Origin of the sequence: Streptomyces coryli, from assembly GCF_011044975.1 — a bacterium.
GTDB lineage: Bacteria > Actinomycetota > Actinomycetes > Streptomycetales > Streptomycetaceae > Streptomyces > Streptomyces coryli.
The window spans coordinates 48,118-69,655 of the sequence record NZ_JAAKZV010000012.1 but is presented as its reverse complement, the minus strand read 5'-3'; the positions used below and the strand labels follow the sequence as shown (position 1 = coordinate 69,655).

At 69.9% G+C, this 21,538-nt stretch carries 19 protein-coding genes and 1 pseudogene; 10 read left to right on the top strand and 10 right to left on the bottom strand.

Translation table 11 applies throughout. The features are described 5' to 3' along the window. Nucleotides 1–39: 39 nt before the first annotated feature. Nucleotides 40–264, top strand: coding sequence for a Trm112 family protein (locus G5C51_RS05325; protein WP_165232481.1), 225 nt, complete (start codon nucleotides 40–42; stop codon nucleotides 262–264). Here G5C51_RS05325 and G5C51_RS05320 read toward each other — a convergent pair. The 8 genes and pseudogenes from G5C51_RS05320 to G5C51_RS05285 all read right to left on the bottom strand — a co-directional run bounded on the left by G5C51_RS05320 (nucleotide 254) and on the right by G5C51_RS05285 (nucleotide 9,940). Beyond that, on the bottom strand, nucleotides 254–1,351 hold the full coding sequence (locus G5C51_RS05320) for a murein hydrolase activator EnvC family protein (protein ID WP_240929402.1): 1,098 nt from the start codon (nucleotides 1,349–1,351) through the stop codon (nucleotides 254–256). The two genes, G5C51_RS05325 and G5C51_RS05320, sit on opposite strands and share 11 nt — an antisense overlap. Before the next feature lie 116 nt (nucleotides 1,352–1,467). Continuing rightward, nucleotides 1,468–2,304, bottom strand: a complete 837-nt coding sequence (locus G5C51_RS05315; protein WP_338118020.1) for a carbohydrate ABC transporter permease — start codon at nucleotides 2,302–2,304, stop codon at nucleotides 1,468–1,470. A gap of 2 nt (nucleotides 2,305–2,306) precedes the next feature. Next, nucleotides 2,307–3,245 (bottom strand): carbohydrate ABC transporter permease, encoded by a 939-nt coding sequence (locus G5C51_RS05310; protein WP_420824785.1) that lies wholly within the window; start codon nucleotides 3,243–3,245, stop codon nucleotides 2,307–2,309. A gap of 97 nt (nucleotides 3,246–3,342) precedes the next feature. Next, nucleotides 3,343–4,614 carry an extracellular solute-binding protein gene (locus G5C51_RS05305; protein WP_206313423.1) on the bottom strand — a complete coding sequence of 424 codons (1,272 nt, stop codon included), beginning with the start codon at nucleotides 4,612–4,614 and terminating at the stop codon, nucleotides 3,343–3,345. A gap of 149 nt (nucleotides 4,615–4,763) precedes the next feature. Next, nucleotides 4,764–5,363, bottom strand: a complete 600-nt coding sequence (locus tag G5C51_RS05300) for a hypothetical protein (RefSeq protein WP_165232478.1) — start codon at nucleotides 5,361–5,363, stop codon at nucleotides 4,764–4,766. A 76-nt stretch (nucleotides 5,364–5,439) separates the two neighbouring features. Further along, nucleotides 5,440–6,384 (bottom strand): annotated as a pseudogene (locus G5C51_RS05295) (alkaline phosphatase family protein); the annotation flags it as partial. Nucleotides 6,385–6,503: 119 nt separating this feature from the next. Further along, nucleotides 6,504–7,529, bottom strand: coding sequence for a substrate-binding domain-containing protein (locus tag G5C51_RS05290; protein ID WP_165232472.1), 1,026 nt, complete (start codon nucleotides 7,527–7,529; stop codon nucleotides 6,504–6,506). Beyond that, nucleotides 7,526–9,940, bottom strand: a complete 2,415-nt coding sequence (locus G5C51_RS05285; RefSeq protein ID WP_165232469.1) for a glycoside hydrolase family 2 protein — start codon at nucleotides 9,938–9,940, stop codon at nucleotides 7,526–7,528. Before G5C51_RS05285 ends, G5C51_RS05290 begins: the two co-directional genes overlap by 4 nt. A 217-nt stretch (nucleotides 9,941–10,157) precedes the next feature. Here G5C51_RS05285 and G5C51_RS05280 point away from each other — a divergent pair, with 217 nt between their 5' ends. The 5 genes from G5C51_RS05280 to G5C51_RS05260 all read left to right on the top strand — a co-directional run bounded on the left by G5C51_RS05280 (nucleotide 10,158) and on the right by G5C51_RS05260 (nucleotide 15,279). Next, a complete protein-coding gene (locus tag G5C51_RS05280; RefSeq protein ID WP_165232466.1) occupies nucleotides 10,158–11,480 on the top strand; it encodes an ABC transporter substrate-binding protein in 1,323 nt (440 codons plus the stop codon). Between the two features lies 1 nt (nucleotide 11,481). After that, nucleotides 11,482–12,372, top strand: a complete 891-nt coding sequence (locus G5C51_RS05275) for a carbohydrate ABC transporter permease (RefSeq protein ID WP_165232449.1) — start codon at nucleotides 11,482–11,484, stop codon at nucleotides 12,370–12,372. Beyond that, on the top strand, nucleotides 12,369–13,217 hold the full coding sequence (locus G5C51_RS05270; RefSeq protein ID WP_338118019.1) for a carbohydrate ABC transporter permease: 849 nt from the start codon (nucleotides 12,369–12,371) through the stop codon (nucleotides 13,215–13,217). The genes G5C51_RS05275 and G5C51_RS05270 overlap by 4 nt, the downstream gene beginning before the upstream one ends. A gap of 186 nt (nucleotides 13,218–13,403) precedes the next feature. After that, nucleotides 13,404–14,288 carry a dienelactone hydrolase family protein gene (locus tag G5C51_RS05265; RefSeq protein ID WP_165232443.1) on the top strand — a complete coding sequence of 295 codons (885 nt, stop codon included), beginning with the start codon at nucleotides 13,404–13,406 and terminating at the stop codon, nucleotides 14,286–14,288. Between the two features lie 325 nt (nucleotides 14,289–14,613). Then, nucleotides 14,614–15,279, top strand: coding sequence for a TetR/AcrR family transcriptional regulator (locus G5C51_RS05260; protein WP_206313422.1), 666 nt, complete (start codon nucleotides 14,614–14,616; stop codon nucleotides 15,277–15,279). Nucleotides 15,280–15,295: 16 nt separating this feature from the next. Here the strand turns inward: G5C51_RS05260 and G5C51_RS05255 are convergent, their stop codons facing one another. After that, nucleotides 15,296–16,162 (bottom strand): SAM-dependent methyltransferase, encoded by an 867-nt coding sequence (locus tag G5C51_RS05255; RefSeq protein ID WP_165232425.1) that lies wholly within the window; start codon nucleotides 16,160–16,162, stop codon nucleotides 15,296–15,298. Nucleotides 16,163–16,302: 140 nt separating this feature from the next. Here G5C51_RS05255 and G5C51_RS05250 point away from each other — a divergent pair, with 140 nt between their 5' ends. Further along, the gene (locus G5C51_RS05250; RefSeq protein ID WP_165232422.1) at nucleotides 16,303–17,649 is read left to right on the top strand and encodes a cytochrome P450; all 1,347 of its coding nucleotides are present in this window, start codon (nucleotides 16,303–16,305) and stop codon (nucleotides 17,647–17,649) included. A 13-nt stretch (nucleotides 17,650–17,662) separates the two neighbouring features. Here G5C51_RS05250 and G5C51_RS05245 read toward each other — a convergent pair whose 3' ends face one another. Further along, nucleotides 17,663–18,289: a TetR/AcrR family transcriptional regulator gene (locus tag G5C51_RS05245; RefSeq protein WP_165232419.1), complete on the bottom strand. Its 627-nt coding sequence runs from the start codon at nucleotides 18,287–18,289 to the stop codon at nucleotides 17,663–17,665. 119 nt (nucleotides 18,290–18,408) lie between these two features. On the opposite strand from G5C51_RS05245, the gene G5C51_RS05240 reads away from it, so the two are divergent. The 3 genes from G5C51_RS05240 to G5C51_RS05230 all read left to right on the top strand — a co-directional run bounded on the left by G5C51_RS05240 (nucleotide 18,409) and on the right by G5C51_RS05230 (nucleotide 21,507). Next, the gene (locus G5C51_RS05240) at nucleotides 18,409–19,440 is read left to right on the top strand and encodes an ABC transporter permease (protein WP_165232415.1); all 1,032 of its coding nucleotides are present in this window, start codon (nucleotides 18,409–18,411) and stop codon (nucleotides 19,438–19,440) included. Nucleotides 19,441–19,611: 171 nt separating this feature from the next. Continuing rightward, entirely contained in the window at nucleotides 19,612–20,520 is a 909-nt protein-coding gene (locus G5C51_RS05235; RefSeq protein WP_165232413.1) for a DMT family transporter, read from the top strand. Nucleotides 20,521–20,637: 117 nt separating this feature from the next. After that, nucleotides 20,638–21,507, top strand: a complete 870-nt coding sequence (locus G5C51_RS05230) for an NAD(P)-dependent oxidoreductase (RefSeq protein ID WP_165232410.1) — start codon at nucleotides 20,638–20,640, stop codon at nucleotides 21,505–21,507. The last annotated feature ends 31 nt before the right edge of the window (nucleotides 21,508–21,538 follow it).

Genomic DNA, 21,538 nt, shown 5'->3' with positions numbered 1-21,538 from the left:
CCACCGCCCCCGTCCCGACCCCCATGAAGGACGCCGCCCATGAATCCCGATGACCCGCTGCTGAGAATCCTGGTCTGCCCGCTCGACAAGGGCCCGCTGACCCTCCTCGCCGACCGAACAACCCTCTATAACCCGCGGCTGCGCCGCAGATATCCGATCCACGACGGCATCCCGCAGCTGCTGCCGTCCTCGGGCGAGCCGGTCACGGACGAGGAGCACGACCGCCTGCTGGCGGCGGGGGCGGCCGGCGGCGCTACGGCTTGAGCCCCTTGCCCTTCAGCCATCGCTCCGGGTCGATTCCGGACCCGAACTGCGGCGTCATGCGGACCTCGAAGTGCAGGTGCGGCCCGTTGGAGTTGCCGGTGGAGCCGGACAGGCCGAGGGTCTCGCCGGGGAAGACCCGCCGGCCCGGGGAGGCGTGGATCTCGGCGAGGTGGGCGTAGAAGGTGTAGTAGCCGTCGTCGTGCTTGATGGTGACGTTGTTGCCGAAGGAGCCGTCGCAGCCGACCGCGTGCACCGTGCCGTAACCGACGCTGGTGACCGGGCGGTCCCACGGGACGGCGAAGTCGAGGCCGGTATGGCGCTGCGACCAGTGCTCGCTGGACTCGCCGAAGTGCGCGGTGAGCTGGTATTTCTGCACCGGCTTACGCCACTTACGCCCCGACGGGCCCTTGTCGTCGGAGCCGTCGGGCACGTACTTCTGCTTCTTCGGGTTCGTATCGCAGCCCTGGCTGCGGTTCTTCGCCTTCTTCGCCTCGGCCGCCTGCAGCTTCTCGAGCTTGGCCTGGGCCGTCGCCAGCCGCTTCTCCAGCGACTTCTTCAGCTTGCGCCGCTCGTCCAGGTCCTCGTTGAGCCGGCCGAGCGCGCCGGTCGCGCGCCGCTGCTCGGCCTCGATACGCATCTTGGCCAGGTCCGCGGCGGTGTAGAGCCGGTCGGCCGCGTCCTCGCCCTTGCCCTGCAGTTCGACGCGCTGCAGCAGGTCGGCGGGGGACCGGGTGAGCAGCAGCTCGGCGGTGTTCCCGAGGCCGCCGCCACCGCTGCGGTACTGCTGCGCGGCCATCCGGCCGAGCTTGCCGCGCAGCACGGTGAGCTTGCGCTTCTCCCGGCGTACGGACTTGCGCAGCTTGGCCACCTTCGACCGCTGCTTGGTCACCGCCCGCATGGACTTCTCGTACTTCAGCGTGGTCTTCGAGGCCTCCTGGAAGAGGCGGTCGACCTCGCGCATGGCCTGCTTGGTGCCGCCCTTGCCGTCTCCGCCGCGGCCGTCGGCAGCGACGGCTTGCGCCGCCGGGGCGGCGAGCGCCAGGCACAGGACGGTGGAGATACCCGTTTGTGTGACAAGTCGTCGCATCGGTTGATGATTAACCGAGTTCCGGAGCGCCGCTCCCCGGACACACCGCGCGGCGGGGTATCTCCCCCGTCCGGCCCTCCACCGCGCGGCGGACGCTCACCCGTCTGCGGGGCAGATCATTTCACCGATCCCGCCGTCAGCCCCGACACCACATGCCGTTCGATGAACGCGAACAGGATCACCACCGGCACGATCGCGATCACCGACCCCGCGAAGAGGTAGTTCCACTCCACGGTGTAGTTGCCGATGAAGTTGCTGATGCCGACGGTCAGCGGCTGCTTCTCCGGCTCGGTGGAGAGCGTCAGGCCCATCACGAACTCGTTCCAGGCCGAGATGAACGTGAAGATGACGGCGGTGACGACGCCCGGCATCGCCAGCGGCAGCGTCACCCGGAACATCGCCCCGAGCCGCCCCGTCCCGTCGACCATCGCCGCCTCCTCCAGCTCCTTCGGGATGGAGCCGATATAGGCGGTCAGGATCCAGATCGCGAAGGCCAGGTTGAACGCGCCGTTGGTGAGGATCAGCGTCCACACCGAGTTCAGCATGTCGAACTGGTAGAACTCCCGGTACAGGCCCACCAGCAGCGCCGTCGGCTGGAACATCTGCGTGACCAGCACCAGCAGCAGAAACAGCTTCCGCCCGCGGTACGTCATCCGCGCCGTGTAGTACGCGGCCGGCAGCGACACCAGCAGCACCAGCAGCGTGGAGCCGCCGGCCACCAGCAGCGTGATCTTGAGGTTGGTGCCGAGGGTCGATTCGCCCCAGACGTCGATCAGGTTCGACCAGGCGAAGTCGTCCGGCAGATAGGTGCGGTCGCGCAGCTCGTTCGCCGGGCGCAGCGCCGTAATGATCATTTCGATGTACGGCAGCAGGAAGATGACCGCAAGTCCCCAGGCGACGGCGGTGATCACCAGGGTGCGCGGCTTGAAGGTCCGCTTGGTACGGGACTCCACGCTCAGTCCTCCTTGTTCCAGCGGCTGACCTTCAGGAAGATCAGCACGAGCACGACCACCATCGCGAAGTTGACCACCGACATCGCCGCCGATTCACCGATGTCGGTCGACTTCAGCTGGAACATGTAGACCGTGGTGGTGGCGGTGTCGCTGTCCGGACCGCCCTTGGTCATGCCCCAGATGATCGGGAACGAGTTGAAGACATTGATCAGGTTGATCACGAAGCCCACCAGGAAGGCGGGGCGCAGCAGCGGCAGGGTGATGTGGAGATACGTCTTGAACCCCACCGCGCCGTCGATCTTCGCGGCCTCGTAGACGTCGTGCGGGATGGTCTGCAGCCCTGCCAGCAGCGTGTACGTGGTGAACGGCAGCGAGACGAAGACCGCGACGAACATCATCCACGGCCAGGCGGTGCCGGGCTGGCCGAGCCAGTCCTTCGACTGGTCGATGATGCCGAGGTCCATCATCAGCGTGTTGAGCACGCCGGCGGTCCGGTCGAGCATCCACTTGAAGCCAATGGCGGTCATCAGCACCGACGCCGCCCAGGGCGCGATCAGCGCCCAGCGGGTGACGGTGCGGCCGGGGAAGTTCTGGTTGAACAGCTGGGCCAGGCCCAGCGAGAGGAGCATCGTGACGCCCACGACCACGACGGTCCAGATGACCGTCCAGGTGATCACCTGGGCGAAGTCGGTCTCCTCGAAGAGCTGCTTGTACTTGTCCGTACCTGCGGAGCCGCGGACGAACCCGGCGGTGGAGATCTTCAGGAAGGACGTGCGGATGAGCTCGTAGATCGGCCAGAGGACGACCACGGCGATGAGCAGGACGGCGGGGGCTATCCAGGGCAGCGGGCCGAGGCGGGCGAGGATCCCGCGCCCGGACCTTCGCCGCGGAGGACGGCCGCCACTGCCCCTGTCGGTGGTCTTGGAGACCGTTGCGGACACGGGGAAGGCTCCTTTGGGGGTCCGGGGGTCATCCCCCGGGAATACGCAGTACGGCGGGGAGGGCCCTGCCCGCGCGGGGGCAGGGCCCTGATGACGGCTACTGGTCCTCGGCCGCCGCTTCGGCCTTCTTCTGCAGGTCGTCGAGCGTCTGCTTCGGGTCCACGACCGCCTTGCCGCCGCTCTTCTTGATCTCGGAGGACACCGCGTCCCAGGTGGTGTCGCCCAGCGGGTAGAACTTCGCGCCGCCGGCCACGTCGGTGAACGGCTTGAGGGTCTTGAACTTCGGGTCCGACGCCATGGTGTCGGCGACCTCCTGGGTCACCGGCATCAGGTGGTACATCTCGTCGAACTTCAGCATGTTCTCCTTGGCGTACGCGAAGTCCAGGAACTTCTTGACCGCCGCCTTCTTGGCCTTGCCGTCCTTGAAGGCCATCATCCAGTCGGCCACGCCGAGGGTGGACTCGAGCGGCCCGGTCTTGCCCGGGATCGGCGCGACGCCGTAGTCGACCTTGCCGTCCTTGGCCATCTGGATCAGCGTCGGGTGGCCGTTGAGCATGCCGAGCTTGCCGGCCGCGAAGTCCTCGAACATCGTCTTGCGGTCGGTGGAGGCCGGGTTCGGCTGGGTCAGGCCCGGCTTCACCAGATTGTCCTTCAGCCAGCTGAACGTCTCCACGTTCGCCTTGCTGTTGATCGTGTACTTGCCCGACTCGTCGGTGTAGCCACCGTTGTTGCCCAGCTCCCAGATCATCGACTCACCCTGGGCCTCCTCGGGCCCGAGCGGGAGGCCGTACGGGGTGTCGGCGGCCTTCTTGTCCTTGATCTTCTGGGCCGCCTCCTTCACCTCGTCCCAGGTCTTCGGCGCCTCGGCGACACCGGCCTTCTTGAATATCTCCTTGTTGTAGAAGAGCAGGCGGGTCGAGGAGACGAAGGGAATGCCGTACGCGGTGCCGTCGGACTCGCCGGCCTTCGCGAAGGAGGGGATGAGCTTCTTCTCGGTGGCGGGCGAGAGCACGTCGGAGCGCTTGTAGAGCAGGTCGTCGGCGACCTTGTCGGCATAGCCGCCGGTCTGCAGCACGTCCGGAACATTGCCGCTCTGGATCATCGCCTTGACCTTGTTGTCGATGTCATTCCAGTTGATGACCTCGACATCGACCTGGTAGCCCTTGTTCGCCGCCTCGAAGCGCTTGGCCACGTCCTCCCAGTAAATCTTGGAGGCATTCGACTTCTTGTCGCCGTAGTCCGCGGCGACCAGCTTGACGGTCTTGGAGTCGCCGCCACCGTCGCCGCCGCCACTCTCCCCGCCGCACGCGGTCAGGCCCAGCGCCATGGCAACACCCACGGCACTGGTGGCGATCAGTCGTCGGTTCATCTTTCCACCCCTTGAAGTTGATGCCGGCGTACGGCCGTTGAAGATCGTTCCGGCGCCGCTCGGGGCAGACTACATTCGCCCGGCAAAACCGCAACAGGTCTAGGCCACTGCCGTATCCAACCTGAAATTAGCGCAGTTGCAGAGCGGAACTACGCGATCTCCCACCGTTGCAGCAGCCCCCACGCGAACTCGGCCGTGCACCGCCGCTGTTGTCCGGACTTGTCCGGGCCGGAGAAGGCCAGCCGGAAGCGGTTGTCGGCCGTGCCCTCCATCGGTTTGGCCGGCGGGAAGGCCCGCGCGACCTCGTCGACGGTGGCGGCCCAGGGCGCGAGGTCGTCGAGCGTCCGCAGCTCGGGCCCGGCCGCCCCCGGGGCCCGTACCAGCCAGGCATTCAGCGCCGTGCCGACGCCGGGCGCCACGGTCACCTCGAAGCGCAGCTCCGGCCACAGCGGTACGGGCCAGGTGTGCACCTCGCACTGCAGGTCGCCCAGAGCCCGCGGCACCACCGACTCGGCGGGCCCGAGCAGCGCGCCGTAGTCCTTGATCCCGGCCGGCCGCCGCCGGCCGCCGGCCCGCAGCCGGCCCTGCCACTTGCGGTTCGCCTCGCGCATCACCGCGCGCGGCACGTCGAGGCGATGCAGGGCGTCGTCGACCAGGTCGGGGTGGTGGTCCTCCATGCGGCGCAGCAGGACCAGCTGGAGCTGGAGCGGTCCGGTGGCGTCGTCGTACTCGATGAAGAGGGAGGACATGGGCTCATTGTCGCGCCGGGCGGGCGCGGTCGCAGGTGGCCGCGCCCGCCCGGGGGACGACCCGCTAGCCGGCGGCCACGGACTTGCCGTCCAGGCCCCAGCCCGCCTCGGGCTCGATGCCGAGCTGGTGGAAGACGGTCGCGGCCACGTCCACCTGCTCGATGCCGTCGGGTGTGGCGCCCGCCGGGATGCCGGGGCCGCGGGCGAGCACGAAGACGCTCCGCTCCTCGGTGCTGCCGCCGCCGTGGCCGCCGCCGTCCAGGTGGCCGTGGTCGGTGGTGACGATGACCGTCCAGTTCTCGTCGGCGTAGGTCGGGCGGGCCTTGATGGCGGCGAGCAGGCGACCGGTGTAGCCGTCCTGGACGGCGATCGCGTCGAGGTAGGCCTTGCCCATCACGCCCTTGTTGTGGGCGACGATGTCGGTGTTGCCGAAGTAGACGAAGAGCACGTCGGGGTGCTGGTCGCGGATGACCGACTCGGCCTCGTCGGCGATGGTGGCGTCGTGGCCCTCGTAGCCGTCGGCGTCGCCGTCGTAGACATTCTTGCCGTCGGCGCCCGGGGTGACGGTGCCCTGGGTGTCGAGCGGCTTCCAGTCGAGGGCGGCGTACGTGGACAGCTCCGGGCGGACCTGGTCGAGGCGGGCCAGGAAGCCGGGGTACGTGTCGTAGTTCTTGCCGGCGAAGGAGTTGTCCTTGACGCCGTGCTTGTCGGGCCACACGCCGGTGGAGATGGTCGACCAGCCGGGGCCGGATGACGTCGCGGCCAGCGAGGCGTCGAGCAGGCCGGCGCCGAAAGTGCCGTCCACCATCAGGGACTTGAGCGCGGGCGCGTCGGCGTCGGCGATGCGGTCATGGCGCAGGCCGTCCATGCCGATGACCAGGACCTTGTTCTTGCTGGTGCCCTTGGGGAGCGTCGGCGCCGCGGCGCGGGCGGCGCCGGCGAGCGGGCCCGCGGTGGCAGCGGCGGCGACGGTGGCGACCGCGGCGGCGAGCACGGTGCGGCGGGGTATGCCGTGAGGCATGGGGGTTCCTCCGGTCGGTACGAGACGGACGGGCTTTGGTTCAGACCCGTTATCTTTTCGCTATCCGACCCGGGAAGCTAGATCGCCGCGGTGAACGATCGGCATACGTCAAGCGAAACTCAGCGCGGCGGCGGCGCCGTTGACCCGCGCGGCATCAGGACCGGCGTCGGCACCGGACGCGACTCCGTGCTGCCCGTCTCCAGGAGCTCGAAGAGTGCTCGCGCCACCTCCGCGCCGAAGCCGTGGACGTCGTGGCTCATCGCGGACAGCTTGGGGTGGGTGAGCGTGCACAATTGCGAATCGTCCCACGCGAGCAGGGACACATCGGTCGGTACGGACAGGCCCATCTCCGCCGCTACGGACAGGCCCGCAACAGCAGAGAGGTCGTTGTCGTAGAGGATCGCGGTCGGCCGGTCGGCGGAGGTGAGCAGGGTGCGGGTGGCGCGGGCGCCCTCCTCGCCGGAGAAGTCGGTGGCCAGCTGCCGCCCCTCCGGCAGGCCGAGCCCGGCCAGGGCGGCGGTGAAGGCCTCGGCGCGGATGCCGGTATGGCCGAGGTCGGGGGCGCCGCCGACCCGGTCGATACGACGGTGGCCGAGCGCCGCGAGATAGCGCACGGCCTCGCCGACGGCGGTGGCGTCGTCGGTCCACAAGGAGGGGAACGGGGCGGTCAGCGACGGGTGTCCGACGGCGACCGCGGGCAGCCCGAGCCCGGGGAGGGCGGTGGTGCGGGGATCGTCGCCGTGGAAGTCGACGAGGATCGAGCCGGCGATCTGCTTCGACTGCCACCAGCGGGCCTGCTGCCCGACCTCCTCGTCGAGGTCGGGCACCAGCCGCAGCAGCAGGGACGCGGACCGCTCGGCGAGCACGCTCTCGATGCCCGAGATGAACTCCATGTACCAGGGCTCCAGGCCGAGCATCCGGGCCGGCCGGCAGACGGCGAGGCCGATCGCGTCCACCCGGGCGTTGGAGAGCGAGCGGGCGGCGAGATTCGGCGCCCAGCCGAGATCCCGGGCGGCGGCGAAGATCCGCTCCCGGGTGGCGTCGGAGACGCCGGGCTTGTCGTTGAAGGCGAGCGAGACCGCGCCCTTGGAGACGCCGGCGCGGGCGGCGACGTCCTTGATGGTGATGCGAGCGGGTCCGCTCACGACCGGGCCCCGTTCACCGACCGGACCCCGTTCACGCAGAACAGCGCCGCCCGTGCCGCCTCGACATCCGGCCGCTCCCAGCCCCGTACGCCGATCCGCACCCGCTCCCCCGGCAGCAGCGTCACCCGCCCGGTGTCCGCCACCGCCGCCGGCGCCAGCCGGTCCGCCTGCAGCACCAGGTCGCGTACGAGCGTGCGCGCGGTGATCACCACATCGCTCCCCTCCACCGCCACCTCGTACTCCGCCTGCGGATAGCCGAAGCCCTTGTCCCGTACCGGAAAGTGCAGCGCCCGCAGCCCGTCCGCGTCGGCGACCAGGTACTCCTTGGTCGCGCCCGCCGCCGGCAGCAGCTCGTCTGGCACCGGTGCATACGCGACATTACGCGGCCCGGCCGCCGCCAGGACCTCGGCCTCGCCGAGCACCGCCCCGTCCACCGCGAGCCGCCGCAGCCGTACGGTCGCGGACCACTCCCCCGGGCCCTGGTTGTCGGCGACGACGGCGAGCCGCCCGTCGCGCGGCTGGAGCGTGAGCAGCCGGTCCGCGTACAGCCGCCGCAGCTCGTAATAGAAGGGCTTGGGGCGCCCGTCCCCGTCGATCGCCGACCACGAGGTCACCGGCCAGCAGTCGTTGATCTGCCACGCCACCGTGCCCGCGCAGCGCGGCCAGTGTCCCCGCCAGTGCTCTATACCGGTGGCGAAGGCGCGGCACTGGTTGAGCTGGGTGAGGTAGTGCCAGCGGTCGAAGTCGCCGTCGTCCGGCAGCGTGAAGTGCCGGGCCAGGCCGCGGGCGAGCTTCTCCTGACCGTCGATGGCCTTCTGCCGGTGCCGCATCGCGTCGGAGTCGACCGCAAGACCGTCAGCGCCCACCGCTCGCCGCAGCGTCGCCCACGTCGCCGGCGCCTGCCAGCCGAACTCGGCGACGAACCGCGGCACATCGGCCAGATAGTCGGTGTAGTCCTCGCGATTCCACACGTCCCACGAGTGGTGGGTGCCGTGCGCCGGGTCGTTGGGGTGGTGGTCCCAGGACCCGGACCACGGGCTCCCCGCCGTGTACGGGCGGGTCGGGTCCAGCTCGGCGACGACCCGCGGCAGCAGTCCGAGGTAGTAGCCCTCGCCCCAGGAATCCCCGGCCAGCTGCGGCTCCCACTCCCAGTCGCGGAAGCCCCACAGGTTCTCGTTGTTGCCGTTCCAGAGGATCAGCGACGGGTGCGGCATCAGCCGTACGACGTTCTCCCGCGCCTCCGCCTCCACCTCGCCGCGCAGCGGCTGCTCCTCGGGATAGGCGGCGCAGGCGAACGGGAAGTCCTGCCAGACCAGCAGCCCGAGCTCGTCGCAGGCGTCGTAGAAGGCCTCGTCCTCGTAGATGCCGCCGCCCCAGATACGGACCAGGTCGACGTTCGCGGCGGCGGTCTGCTCCAGCCGGGTGCGGTAGCGCTCGGGGGTGATGCGGGACGGGAGGGCGTCGTCCGGGATCCAGTTGACGCCGCGGGCGAAAATCGGGGTGCCGTTGACGGCGAGGGTGAAGCCGGTGCCGTGCTCGTCGGGCTGCTGGTGCAGCTCGACGGTGCGGAAGCCGATGCGGCGGGACCAGGTGTCGAGCGGGGTGTCGTCATCACTTACGAGCGTCAACTCGACGTCATACAGCGCCTGTTCCCCGTAACCGCGCGGCCACCACAGCTCGGGCGCCTCGACATCGAGAACGAGGACGGCCTCGTCGCCCTCGAACCGGACCTCGGCCTCGGCGCCGGCCACGCGCGCCCGCGCCCCGAGCCGCTGCCCGGCGCCGCTCGCCGTGCGCTCGACGTCGATCCGCAGCTCGACCCGGCCCGTGCCCCCGTCGGAGGCGACGGTGACCAGCGGCCGTACCCCGGCGATCCGGGCCGTGGACCACCGCTCGATCCGCACCGGCCGCCACATCCCCGCGGTCACCAGCGTCGGCCCCCAGTCCCAGCCGAAGGAGCAGGCCATCTTGCGGAGGTACTGGAAGGGTTCGGGATACGAGTTCGGCCGCGCCCCCAGCCGCTCGCGCTGCGCCTCGGCCTCCGTATACGCGGAGGTGAAGCGGACCTCGAGGTCGCCTGCGAGACCGGTGACGTCGAAGCGGTAGCCGCGGTGCATGTTGCGCGTGCTGCCGAGGACCTCGCCGCCGACGGCGATCTCGGCGACGGTGTCGAGGCCGTCGAAGACCAGGTCGGCGCGCTCGTGGCCCTCGGCGGCGGGCAGTTCGTTGGCGTACGTCCAGTCGCGGCGGGCCACCCAGGCGACGGCGTGCTCGTTCTCGCCGCGGTACGGGTCCGGTATCGCGCCGGCCGCGAGCAGGTCCGTATGCACGCAGCCGGGGACGGCGGCGGGCAGGGCGGCGTCTTCGTGGCGCAGAGTCCAGCCCTCGGTGAACTGGGTGACGTGCTTCATCAGTTGCGGCTCCCATCGCGGCTTCGACCGGCGGCGACAAACGTAGCTCCGTCTGCGGCCGTTGTCCATAAACCGGTCTAGTTCAATGTTTCCGCAGCACGCGAAGGCTCCATATAACGTTTCCGCATCGTCCCGGAAATCTGGGCTTTACCGGTTCAGCTTCCCCTGCCATAGTGCGGACGCATCGACTTAACCGCTCTAGCAGGGAGTTGGTCCCATGGTCTCGAGAACAAAGCCAGCAGCCGCGCTGCTGCTCGCCGGCGCCCTGCTGGCGGCCGCCGGGTGCAGCGGCGGCGGGGGCACCGCGGGCGGCGGCGAGGAGGCGAAGCCGCCGTCGGACCCGAAGTCGGTCTCAGGTGACATCACCGTCCTGACCAACCGCAGCGACCTGGTCCAGAACGGCACGATGAAGAAGTACGCCGCCGAGTTCCGCAAGACCTACCCGAAGGTCAAGGTCGAGTTCGAGACCGCGACCGACTACGAGGGCGAGATCAAGACCCGGATGAACACGGAGGACTACGGCGACGTCCTGCTCATCCCGAACACCGTCTCCAAGGGCGACTACCCCAAGTTCTTCGCCTCGCTCGGCCCCGAGAAGGACCTGGTGAAGACCCACCGCTTCACGGACAAGACCGAGGTGAAGGGCAAGGTCTACGGCATCGCCACCTTCGGCGCCGCCACCGGCTTCGTCTACAACAAGGCGGTGTGGAAGAAGGCGGGCGTCACCGACTGGCCGAAGACGCCGGACGCGTTCATAGCCGCCCTGAAGAAGATCAAGTCCAAGACCGGCGCCACCCCGTACTACACCAACTTCAAGGACGGCTGGCCGCTCACCAACTGGACCAACTTCCTCGGCTCCCCCACCTGCGACGCCCAGGCGAACAACAAGCTCGCCGCCTCCGACGACCCGTGGCAGGGCAGCCTGAAGACCGTCGACACGCTGCTCCACGACATCGTGAAGAACAAGGTCTCCGAGAAGGACCCGACCACCACCAACTGGGAGAAGTCCAAGGGCCAGCTCGCGAAGGGCGACATCGCCACGATGGCGCTCGGATCCTGGGCGATCTCCCAGATCCAGGCGGCCGCGAAGCAGGCCGGCGCGAACCCCGACGACATCGGCTTCCTGCCCTTCCCGGCGCAGTCCGACGGGAAGTTCTGCTCCATGCTGATCCCCGACTACCAGCAGGCGGTGAACATCCACTCCGAGCACAAGGAGGCCGCCCGCGCCTGGATCGACTGGATGGCGGAGAAGTCGGGTTACGCGCAGACCGAGCAGGCCGTGTCGGTGCTGAAGAAGGACCCGATGCCAGCGGCGCTGAAGGACTACACGGCGGGCGGGGTCCGCTACGTGCCCCTCTCCAACGCCAAGTTCGAGCAGGTCAGCGCCATCGACAACGCCTCCGAGGTGGGCCTGAACAAGCAGGACTACCGGCAGCGCGTGATCGACCTGGCCCGCGGCGCGAAGAGCGGCAGCCTGACGGCCCTGCTCGACGAGCTGGCCGGCAAGTGGGCGGACGCGCGGGGCGAGGTCGGCCCCTGACATGCGAACGGCCCCCGCTCGAAAGCACACGTGGCGCCGCCAGGTAACGCCCTGGCTCTTCCTGGCGGCGCCGCTCGCCCTCCTGGTGACCTTCACCTACGTCCCGGTGGCGAGCCTGATCGACTACAGCTTCACCGACTGGGACGGCGTGAGCCCGACCCGCAGTTACGTCGGCGCGGAGAACTACACCGAGCTCTTCACCGACGCCGACCGCTTCCAGGTCTTCTTCGTCAGCGTCTACTACCTGGTCGCGTCGGCGGTGCAGATCGTCCTGGCCCTGTACTTCGCGGTGATCCTCAGCTTCAGCACCCGCTTCCGCAACCTCTTCAAGGGCATCCTGTTCTTCCCGTATCTGATCAACGGCGTCGCGATCGGCTTCGTCTTCCTGTACTTCTTCCAGGACGGCGGCACCCTCGACTCGGTGCTCGGCCTCTTCGGGTACGAGGGCGACCGGGCGTGGCTCGGCTCGCCCGAGTCGGCGAACACCTCGCTCGCGGCGGTGTCGGTCTGGCGCTACATGGGGCTGAACTTCGTGCTCTTCCTGGGCGCGATCCAGTCCATTCCCGGCGAGCAGTACGAGGCGGCGGAGCTGGACGGGGCGAGCCGGTGGCAGCAGTTCCGCTACCTGATCGCCCCCGGGATCAAGCCGGTGATCAGCCTGACGGTGATCCTGTCGGTCTCCGGCTCGCTCTCGGTCTTCGAGATCCCGTACATCATGACCGGCGGCGCCACCGACACCCAGACCTTCGTGATCCAGACGGTGAAGCTGGCCTTCCAGTTCAACAAGACGGGGCTGGCGTCGGCCTCGGCGATCGTGCTGCTGGCGCTGGTGCTGCTGGTGACGTGGCTGCAGCGGAGGCTCGTACCCGACGAGAAGGCGGAACTGACGTGACCGACAAGCGCATTGCCGTCCGCCGGGCCACGGCCACCGGGCTGAAGTACCTGTCGCTGGTCCTCGCCTCGGCCGTCGTGATCGTCCCGCTGATCGTCATCTTCCTGACGTCCCTGAAGACCCCGCAGGAGGCGGCCGCGGACGACGCCGCCTTCTCGCTGCCCGGGGACTGGCTGAACTTCTCCAACTACGCCACCGCCTTCCGCGACGGCGAGATGCTGCGCGCCTTCGCCAATACGGGCTTCATCATGGTCTTCGCCGTCGCCGGGACAGTGGTGATCGGATCGATGACGGCGTACGCGATCGACCGCTTCCACTTCCGCTTCCGGAAGCTGGTGGTGGGGCTCTTCCTGTTCGCGTCGCTGGTGCCTGGGGTGACCACGCAGGTGGCGACCTTCCAAGTGGTCACGAGCATGGGGCTGTTCAACACCCGGTGGGCGCCGATTCTGCTCTACATGGGCACCGACATCATCTCGATCTATATCTTCCTGCAGTTCATCCGCGCGATCCCGGTGTCCCTCGACGAGGCGGCGCGGCTCGACGGGGCGAACTACTTCACCATCTACCGGAAGATCATTTTCCCGCTGCTGAAGCCGGCCACCGCGACGGTCGTGATCGTCAAGGGGATCACGGTGTACCAGGACTTCTACATCCCGTTCCTGTACATGCCGGCGAAGGATCTGGGCGTGATCTCCACATCCCTGTTCCGCTTCAAGGGCCCGTTCGGCGCGCACTGGGAGAACATCTCGGCCGGGGTGATCCTGGTGATCCTGCCGTCGCTGCTGATCTTCCTGTTCCTGCAGCGGTACATCTACAACGGGTTCGCGCGGGGCGCGGTGAAGTGAGGGGCGCGGTGAAGTGAGCGGCGCGGAGCACCGGCTGCGTACGCACCTGGAGGCGTAACACCCACGGCGCCCGGAGGCCCCGTTGTCACCGGGCGCACGACCTGCGGAGCACCTCCTTGACGTTTTGCGACCGATCGGTTCCTATCTGTTCGGCCACGCATCCGTCCACTCGACGAGGAGTGCTCCATGCCCCGACCCACCCACCGCCGGCGCCTGTTGACCAGAGCCGGCTCCGCACTCGCCGCAGGCGGCGTGCTCGCGGCGCTGCTCATCGGCCAACCGACGGCCGGCGCCGCCGAGGACAATCCCCATGAACGCGGCCCGGCCCCCACGCAGCAGAGCATCGAGGCCGAGAAGGGGCCCTTCGAGGTCGACAAGGTCACCGTCCCCGGCGGCGACGGCTTCGCCGGCGGCACGATCTACTTCCCCAAGGACACCAGCAAGGGCAAGTTCGGCGGAGTCGCCATCTCGCCCGGCTTCATGTCGTTCGAGGCCATGGTCTCCTGGTACGGCCCGAGGCTCGCCTCGCAGGGCTTTGTGGTCTTCACCATCGGCACCTTCACCCCGATGGACATACCGAGCAGTCGCGCCGACCAGTTACTGGCTTCGCTGAAGTTCCTGGTCGAGAAGAGTCCCGCCAAGGACCGGGTGGACGGCACCCGGCTGGCGTTGATGGGCCACTCGATGGGCGGCGGCGGCACCCTGCACGCGGCGGCCAGGACGCCGGGCCTCCAGGCGGCCATCCCGCTCACACCGTGGGAGCTCACCTCGGACTTCTCGAAGGTCCAGGTGCCGACGCTGGTCTTCACCGGACAGGCCGACTTCGTGGCCCCCGCCTCCATGGGGAAGTCGTTCTACCAGAGCATTCCGGACTCCACCGAGAAGGGCTATGTGGAATTGGCCGGGGGCAGTCATTTCGACCCCCTGTTCCCGAATGTCACCTACGCCAAGTACAGCATTTCCTGGCTGAAGCGATTCGTGGACAACGACACCCGCTACGACCAGTTCCTGTGCCCCGTCCCGAAGGACCCCAAGCTCTCCGCGATCGAGGAGACCTGCCCGCTCGGCTGACACAGCGGATCGACCGTACCGGGCCGCTCCCCCGCGCGCAGGAAGCGTCCGGTACGCCGCCGACCGCAGCCCGCGGCGCGCAGCCTGCCGGCGTCGATGCCGTACCACTGGCCGAGCTCACCGGTGAGCCGGTGCATGTTGCGCAGATGCGCACCCGCGTCGGACAGGAGCCGAAGACGACGGTCGTCGCGCCGTGCCGTACCGACTCGGTGAGGCCAGGAGCGAGCAGCACCTCGGCGTCGTAGTGGGTGTCGATGTCGATGAAGCCCTGTCAATACGTCCGGCCGCCGCTGCCGGAACCGCAGGTCGACTTAGGCTGGGGCGCATGGTGGACAACTCGGCGACCATGCCGCGGCGCCCGGAGCGGCGGACCCAGCAGGAGCGGCGCGAGGCGACGATCGGCCGGCTGATCGACGCGACGGTCGAGGCGATCGCCGAGGTCGGCTACGCCAGGGCCTCGCTCGGCGAGATCTGCACCCGCTCCGGAGTCTCCCGCGGCGGCCTCTTCCGCCATTTCGACTCCCGCCTCGACCTGATGGTCACGGCGGCGGACGAGGTGGCGCGGCGGCATATCGACCGGATCCGGGAGCAGTTCGCCGAGCTGCCGGAGCCGCCGACGCTCGCGGAGGCGTTCCGGCTGATGCGCGCCCGGCACCGGGCCACGGAGAACGTGGTGTGGTTCGAGCTGATGGTGGCCGCCCGTACCGACCCGGACCTGCGTGCCCGGCTGAGCGAGGTGGGCCGGCGCTTCTTCGACGACATCGTCCGGGTCGGCCGGACGGTGCCGGGCAGCGAGCTGTTCACCGACGCCGAGCTGGAGATGCTGCTCAACACCGTGGAGCACACCTTCGACGGCGAGGCCATCCGCCGCGAGATCGACCCCGACCCGGAGGCGGAGGAACAGCGCCTCCAGCTCATCAGCGAGTTCGCGGAGTTCTACGTCACGCGGCGCCTGACGGAAGCGGCGGACGGCGACACGGAGCGCGGGTGACCGAGCGACTTCGGGGCTAGCCGGCCTTGCGTCCGACGCCGGCGTATATCCACTGCCGTTCGGCGCCCGGGGGCACGGTCCAGCCCGGGCCGGGGCGCGGTGGCGATGGGGTGGCCGGCTCGGGGTGCCACAGGGATACGGTGGTCAGGCCCGGGTCGAGCAGGTCGAAGCCGTCGAAGAGCCGCATAATCTCCGCCCGGCCGCGCAGGGTGAGCGGGGCGCCGGCCTTCTCGTAGACGTCGGCGGCCTTCTGCACCCGGCCGTCGGTGTCGAACTCCGAGGTGGAGTGCGTGATGACCAGGTGGCTGCCGGGCGCCAAGGCGGCCCGCAGCCGGGCCAGGATTCCCGGCGGGTCCTCCTCGTCGCGGACGAAATGCAGCAACAGCAGCATGATCACGGCGACCGGCTCGTCGAAGTCGATGACGCCGTGCAGCTCGGGGGCGGCCAGGATGTCCTCCGGGCGCCGGACGTCGCCCTGGAGCACGGCTACCCCGGGCGCCTTGCCGAGCAGCGCCCGTCCGTGGCTGAGCACCACGGGGTCGATGTCGACGTAGGCGACGCGCGCGTCCGGGGCGGCGTCCTGGGCGATCTCGTGCAGGTTCTCGAGGCCTTCGACCGGCATGCCCGAGCCGATGTCGATGAACTGCCGGATGCCGGCGGCGGCCAGGTGCCGCACGGCGCGGCACAGGAAGGCGCGGTTCTCGCGGGCCAGCAGCGGCGCGTCCGGCACGTGCCGCCGGACCTCCTCCATGATCTCCCGGTCGGCGGCGTAGTTGTCCTTGCCGCCGAGGAAGTAGTCGTATATCCGGGGGACGTTGGGCGTCCGCAGGTCGAGCGGCGCCTTCGGTATCCGTCCTCCGCCGGCCTGTGACGGCTTGTCCATTCGCGGCCTCCCCTCGCGTCCCGGACGGGCCACAGAATACGTGCAAGCATGCGAGCATACCGACCTGGCCTTCCCGGACCCCCACCAACTCCGGTGCGGAGCAGCCGAGTTACCGGGAAGCGACGTAAGGAAGGAGCGCCATGCCGGACCACGGCATCGACCGGATCCCCGGCCCGTCCGCGGAGAGCGACGGCGTCAAGGCCATCGTGGCGGCGGGAGGACTGCACAACTACCAGCTGCAGCTGCACGCCGAATACGGCCCGGTGGTGCGGTTTCCGCTGCCGGGTGCGGACCTGGCGGTCTCGGTCGCCGATCCAGTGCTCCTGGAGGCGACCGCGAAGATCAACAAGCGGCCGGAGAAGCTGTTCGAGTTCCTGGTGCCGCTGCAGGAGTCGGGCAATGTGCAGACGCTCCCGGAGGCCGAGCACGTGCCCTGGCGTCGCGTCATGCTGCAGGTGCTGGCCGGACGCCCGTCGCACGAGGCGCACTTCGCGCAGTTCACCGCGCTGACGACCGCGATGGCCGACCGGTGGGCGGAAGCCGCCGCCCGCGGCCCCGTCGCGCTGCAGCAGGACCTCAGCCGGCTGTCACTGCAGATGGTCTGCGAGTACGCGCTGGGCAGCGGGCTGGAGTCGGAGGAGACCGCCGGCCGGGTGGTGGCCGCATTCGAGGACCTGCTCACCGACCAGCTGGCGAAGCTCTACCAGGTGGACGTGGGAGGCACGGAGGAGGAGCGCCGCACGCGCTCCGCGGAAGCCCTGACGTATCTGCGCGGGACCGTCGACCAGGTGCTCGCCGCACACCAGGAGCGCGGCGCCGGCGCGCGGACCGAGCAGAGCGACCTGGTCGCGGCCCTGGCCGAGGCGGGCGAAGCGGCGCCGCGGATCCGCGACACGGTGCTGATGACGATGATGGCCGCCCACCACACCACCGGCGTCGCCATCTCGTGGGCGCTGTACCTGCTGTCCCGGCACCCGGAGGCGGCCGAGCGGGTCGCGGAGGAGGTCGACCGGGTGCTGGGCGACCGCGAGGCGCCCGGTTACGGCGACCTCCGGCAACTGTCCTACCTGGACCGGGTGCTCCGGGAGGCGATGCGGCTGTATCCGCCGGGTCCTTACGGCGCCCGGGAGGCGACCGAGGAGCTCCGGCTGGGCGAGTACACCGTGCCCGCGGGCACGACCCTCTTCTATCCGTTCTGGGCCGTGCACATGAACCCCGAGTACTGGCCGGAACCGGAGGTGTTCGACCCCGACCGGTTCACGCCCGAGGCGTCGGCCGGGCGGCACCGGCTCGCCTACATCCCGTTCGGGATAGGGCCGCGCAGCTGCGAGGGCGCCGCACTGGCGATGGTCGAGGCCACGCTGGTGCTGGCGACCCTGCTCAAGCGGTTCCGGTTCCGGCCGGCGGAGGGCCGGACCGTCACGCCCATCGAGCGCTTCGTGCTGTGGGCCGCCGAGGACATCCACATGGAGCTCACCCCGCGCTGAGCGGCTCCGGTCTTCAGTCCTCCGCCGGGTCGGTCATCATCAGCGCCCGCAGCCCGTCCCTGATGACCTCGCCCACCTCCTCGCCGAAGAGCGCCTTCTGGAAGATGAAGCCCTGGGTGACCGCCATCAGCGTGCGCACGATGTGGTCCGTCGGGATGTCCTTACGGAGCTGCCCGGCCTCCTGGTACGCCGTGATCAGCTCGCCCCAGATGCCGCGCATCCGGTCGTAACCGTCGCGCAGTGCCGCGCGCAGCGACTCGTTGCGCGCGGCTTCGCCCCACACCTGGACCACCAGGCGCGGGAAGGCCTGCGGATCGCTCGCGCCGGCCAGCTCGCTCTGCTTCCTGAAGGCGACGTCCAGCACGCCCGTGAGCACGTCGGGCAGCGGGCGCAGCGGCGCCTCGTGCACCGCCGACTCGTACGCCGCCCGCATCTCACCGAAGGCGTCCGCGGCGACCGCCTGGATGAGCTCTTCCTTGCTGCGGAAGTAGCGGTACAGCGCCCCCGCCGACAGGCCCGTCTCGGCCAGCACGTCCTGCATGGATGAGGCGTGGAAGCCGTTGCGCGTGAAGGTGCGCTTGGCGCCGTCGATGATCTGGCGGCGCTTGGCGTCGAGGTGGGCCTGGGATACGCGGGGCATGCCCTCACCTTAAAACGAACGTTCATTCTTGACAAGGCAGCAGACCGGTAGGACAGTGGTGCCCAACGCAAAAACGAACGCTCCTTCTCTTAGAATCGGCACCCTGCCCGGAGGCCCGGATGTCCACCATGAACCGCAAGACGATCATCGCGATGATCCTCGTCCCCGTCGTGATCGCCCTCGCCCTGCTCGCCTTCGTCTGGCCCTCCGCCCGCCTCGCCCCACGCGACCTCCCGGTCGGCGTGGCCGGACCACCGACCGCCACCGCCCAGCTCGCCCAGCAGCTCGGCGCCCGCGGCGACGCCTTCGACGTCACGTCGTACGACACCGAGGCGCAGGCCCGCGAGGCGATCAAGGACCGCGACATCTACGGTGCCTTCGTCGTCACCCAGCAGGGCCCGAAGGTGCTCACCGCCACCGCCGCGAGCCCCACGGTCGCCCAGCTGCTGACCACCGCCGCGAGCGAGCAGGCCCCGCCCGGCACCAAGGTCGACACCGTCGACGTCGTGGCCGCGCCCAAGGCCGACCCGCGCGGCTCCGCGCTCGGCTCCAGCGTGCTGCCGATGGCGCTCGCCGGAGTGATGGCCGGCGCCGTTGTCACGATGATGGGGCTGCGCGGCACCCGCGCCGTCATCGCGCTGGTCGGCGCGTCCGCCGGGATCGGTCTGATCGGCGCCGCTGTCGCGGACAGCTGGCTGGGCATCCTGGCCGGCGACTGGTGGCAGGAGGCCGGCGCCTTCGGCCTGACCGCGCTCGCCGGCAGCGCCGCCGTGGCCGGTTTCGCCGCGCTCATCGGCCCGGCCGGCATCGGCATCGGCGCGCTGTTCAACGTCTTCCTCGGCAACCCCTTCTCCGGCGTCACCTCCGCGCCCGAGATGCTGCCGCAGCCGGTCGGCATGATCGGCCAGTGGCTGCCGCCGGGCGCCGGCGGCCAACTGCTGCGCTCCGTGGCCTTCTTCGACGGCAGTGCGGTGACCGGGCCGCTGATCGTGCTCGGCGCCTGGTCGGTGGGCGGCCTGGCGCTGATCGGGCTCGGCAGCGTCATCAAGCGCCGCCGGGACGACGACGGCACGAAGATCCTGGCCCGCTCGGACGACGACGCCGTAGAGCCGCTCCTCGCGATGAATTCCGCGGCCCCCGCGGGTCAGTAGCAGCAAGGGCCGCGAGACCTCCGTCACAAGGCCCGCGCAGGACGTCACAACCGCGGCGGGAGATCCGTCAAAAGAACAACAGCACAGTCGGCCATCGCGGACAGGATCTGTCCTATATGGCTCATAGATTGAAGACGTGAGCAGGGAAGAAGACGAGAGGACGGTACGGCCATGAACGGCTTCAACAGCCTCGCGACAGCGCTGATTCTGGCGCTCGTGTCGGCAGCCGCGTACGCCGGTGCGGCCGTCCTCCAGGAGCGGGTCTCGGCAGGCGGCGCCTCCGCCGCGAAGGCGCTGCTGCGCGGCAGCTGGTGGCTGGCGGTCGGGCTGAACCTGGCCGGCGCGCTGCTGCACGTGCTGGCCCTGCGCTACGGCCCGCTGACCATAGTCCAGCCGCTCGGCGCGCTGACCCTGGTGCTGGCCCTGCCGCTGCAGGCCGCGGTCGTGCACCGCCGGGTCAGCGCGGTGCAGTGGCGCGGCGCTGCACTGACGATGGCCGGGCTCGCCGGCATCGTGCTGCTGACCCGGCCGACCGGCCCCGACCAGGTCCTCTCCCCCACCCAGACCGCGATCACCGTGACGGCAACCGCCGTCGCGCTGGCGGCACTCGGCCTGACGGCGCTGCGGACGGGCAGCTCCACGGTGCGCAGCCTGGCGTACGCGACGGCCTCCGGCGTCGCCTTCGGCATCGGCTCCGTGCTGAGCCAGACGGTGGCGGTACGGCCGACGCTGGACACCGCGACCGTGCTCACCTCCATCGCGGTGATCGCTCTCGCCCCGGCCGGGCTGATGCTCGCGCAGGCCGCGTACCGCGGCGGGCTCGGCGCCCCGCTGGCCACCTCGAACCTGGTCAACCCGGCCGTCGCCGCGCTGGTCGGACTCACCCTGCTGGGCGAGCAGTTCAGCGGCGGCGCGCTCGGCATCGTGGGCGCGCTGGCCGCGGCGGCGGTGGCGGCGCGCGGGGTGTTCGCCCTGACCCAGCCGGAGCCCGCGGTCGCGCCGGCGCCGAAGCCGCGCTGGGCCGTCCCGCCGCAGCGCGGCACCGCGGCCGCCACGGAGGCGTACGTGCTGACGCCCTGATCCGGCCCCTCGGTCCTCGGCCCCGGCAGCGGTAGCGGGTTGCCGGGGCCGAGTCATGTCCGCTGGTCTATTGCGGGTCTTGACCTCAAGTTTGGTTCAGCTCCTAACGTCGCTGCCATGACGACAAACAACGCAGTCACCGTGCTCGGCCTCGGCGCCATGGGATCGGCCATTGCCAAGACCTTCCTCGACCGCGGCTACCGCACCACCGTCTGGAACCGCACCCCGAGCAAGGCCGCACCGCTCGCCGACGCCGGCGCGACGGTCGCCGCGACCCCCGCCGAGGCGGCGGCGGCCAGCCCGCTCGTCGTGATCGCCCTCCTCGACGGCCCCGCCGTCGACGAGGTGCTGAAGTCCCTCGGCACCGCCGTGGACGGCAAGGTGCTCGCGAACGTCACCAGCGGCTCCCCCGCCCGCGCCCGGGACACCGAGCGTTGGGCCCGCGAGCACGGCGCCGCGTATCTCGATGGCAAGATCATGGGCGACCCGCCCTACGTGGGCACGCCGGACATCATGTTCCCGTTCAGCGGCTCCCGCGACGCCTTCGCCGCCCACGAGACGACGCTGAAGGAGCTGGGCACCGTCGCGTACCACGGCGAGGACGCCGGCGCGGCCGCGGTGGAATTCCTGGCCCAGGTGGCGGTGTCGTACGAGCTCCTCATCGGCTTCCTGCACACGCTGCGTCTGGTACGGGCCGAAGGCGCCGACGTCACCGCTTTCGCCGACCGGGTCGGCGGCTCGCTCCCCCTCTACCCGGCGCTGCTCTCCTCGATGGCGCAGGCGGTGACCACCGGCGCGTACGGGCCCGACCTCGGCTCGCTGGACGTACAGGCCGCGCTCATGGATGACATGATCAGCCACCGCGAGTCCGTGGGCGTGGACGCGGTCCGGATGCGGGAGGTCAAGAAGCTGATGGACCGCCGGATCGCGGACGGCCACGGGGATCAGGGGTTCTCGAGCCTGTTCGAGGTGCTGGGAAAGGTGTGACCCAGCAAAAGACGAGCCGGCCCTCGCCCGG

What these genes read in the sequence shown, in the direction of transcription:
- G5C51_RS05230 (WP_165232410.1), top strand. Translation starts at nt 20,638, where the DNA reads ATGACGACAAACAACGCAGTCACCGTGCTCGGCCTCGGCGCCATGGGA.
- G5C51_RS05280 (WP_165232466.1), top strand. Translation starts at nt 10,158, where the DNA reads ATGGTCTCGAGAACAAAGCCAGCAGCCGCGCTGCTGCTCGCCGGCGCC.
- G5C51_RS05245 (WP_165232419.1), bottom strand. Translation starts at nt 18,289, where the DNA reads ATGCCCCGCGTATCCCAGGCCCACCTCGACGCCAAGCGCCGCCAGATC.
- G5C51_RS05325 (WP_165232481.1), top strand. Translation starts at nt 40, where the DNA reads ATGAATCCCGATGACCCGCTGCTGAGAATCCTGGTCTGCCCGCTCGAC.
- G5C51_RS05285 (WP_165232469.1), bottom strand. Translation starts at nt 9,940, where the DNA reads ATGAAGCACGTCACCCAGTTCACCGAGGGCTGGACTCTGCGCCACGAA.
- G5C51_RS05320 (WP_240929402.1), bottom strand. Translation starts at nt 1,351, where the DNA reads ATGCGACGACTTGTCACACAAACGGGTATCTCCACCGTCCTGTGCCTG.
- G5C51_RS05255 (WP_165232425.1), bottom strand. Translation starts at nt 16,162, where the DNA reads ATGGACAAGCCGTCACAGGCCGGCGGAGGACGGATACCGAAGGCGCCG.
- G5C51_RS05250 (WP_165232422.1), top strand. Translation starts at nt 16,303, where the DNA reads ATGCCGGACCACGGCATCGACCGGATCCCCGGCCCGTCCGCGGAGAGC.
- G5C51_RS05275 (WP_165232449.1), top strand. Translation starts at nt 11,482, where the DNA reads ATGCGAACGGCCCCCGCTCGAAAGCACACGTGGCGCCGCCAGGTAACG.
- G5C51_RS05265 (WP_165232443.1), top strand. Translation starts at nt 13,404, where the DNA reads ATGCCCCGACCCACCCACCGCCGGCGCCTGTTGACCAGAGCCGGCTCC.
- G5C51_RS05260 (WP_206313422.1), top strand. Translation starts at nt 14,614, where the DNA reads ATGGTGGACAACTCGGCGACCATGCCGCGGCGCCCGGAGCGGCGGACC.
- G5C51_RS05235 (WP_165232413.1), top strand. Translation starts at nt 19,612, where the DNA reads ATGAACGGCTTCAACAGCCTCGCGACAGCGCTGATTCTGGCGCTCGTG.
- G5C51_RS05305 (WP_206313423.1), bottom strand. Translation starts at nt 4,614, where the DNA reads ATGAACCGACGACTGATCGCCACCAGTGCCGTGGGTGTTGCCATGGCG.
- G5C51_RS05240 (WP_165232415.1), top strand. Translation starts at nt 18,409, where the DNA reads ATGTCCACCATGAACCGCAAGACGATCATCGCGATGATCCTCGTCCCC.
- G5C51_RS05300 (WP_165232478.1), bottom strand. Translation starts at nt 5,363, where the DNA reads ATGTCCTCCCTCTTCATCGAGTACGACGACGCCACCGGACCGCTCCAG.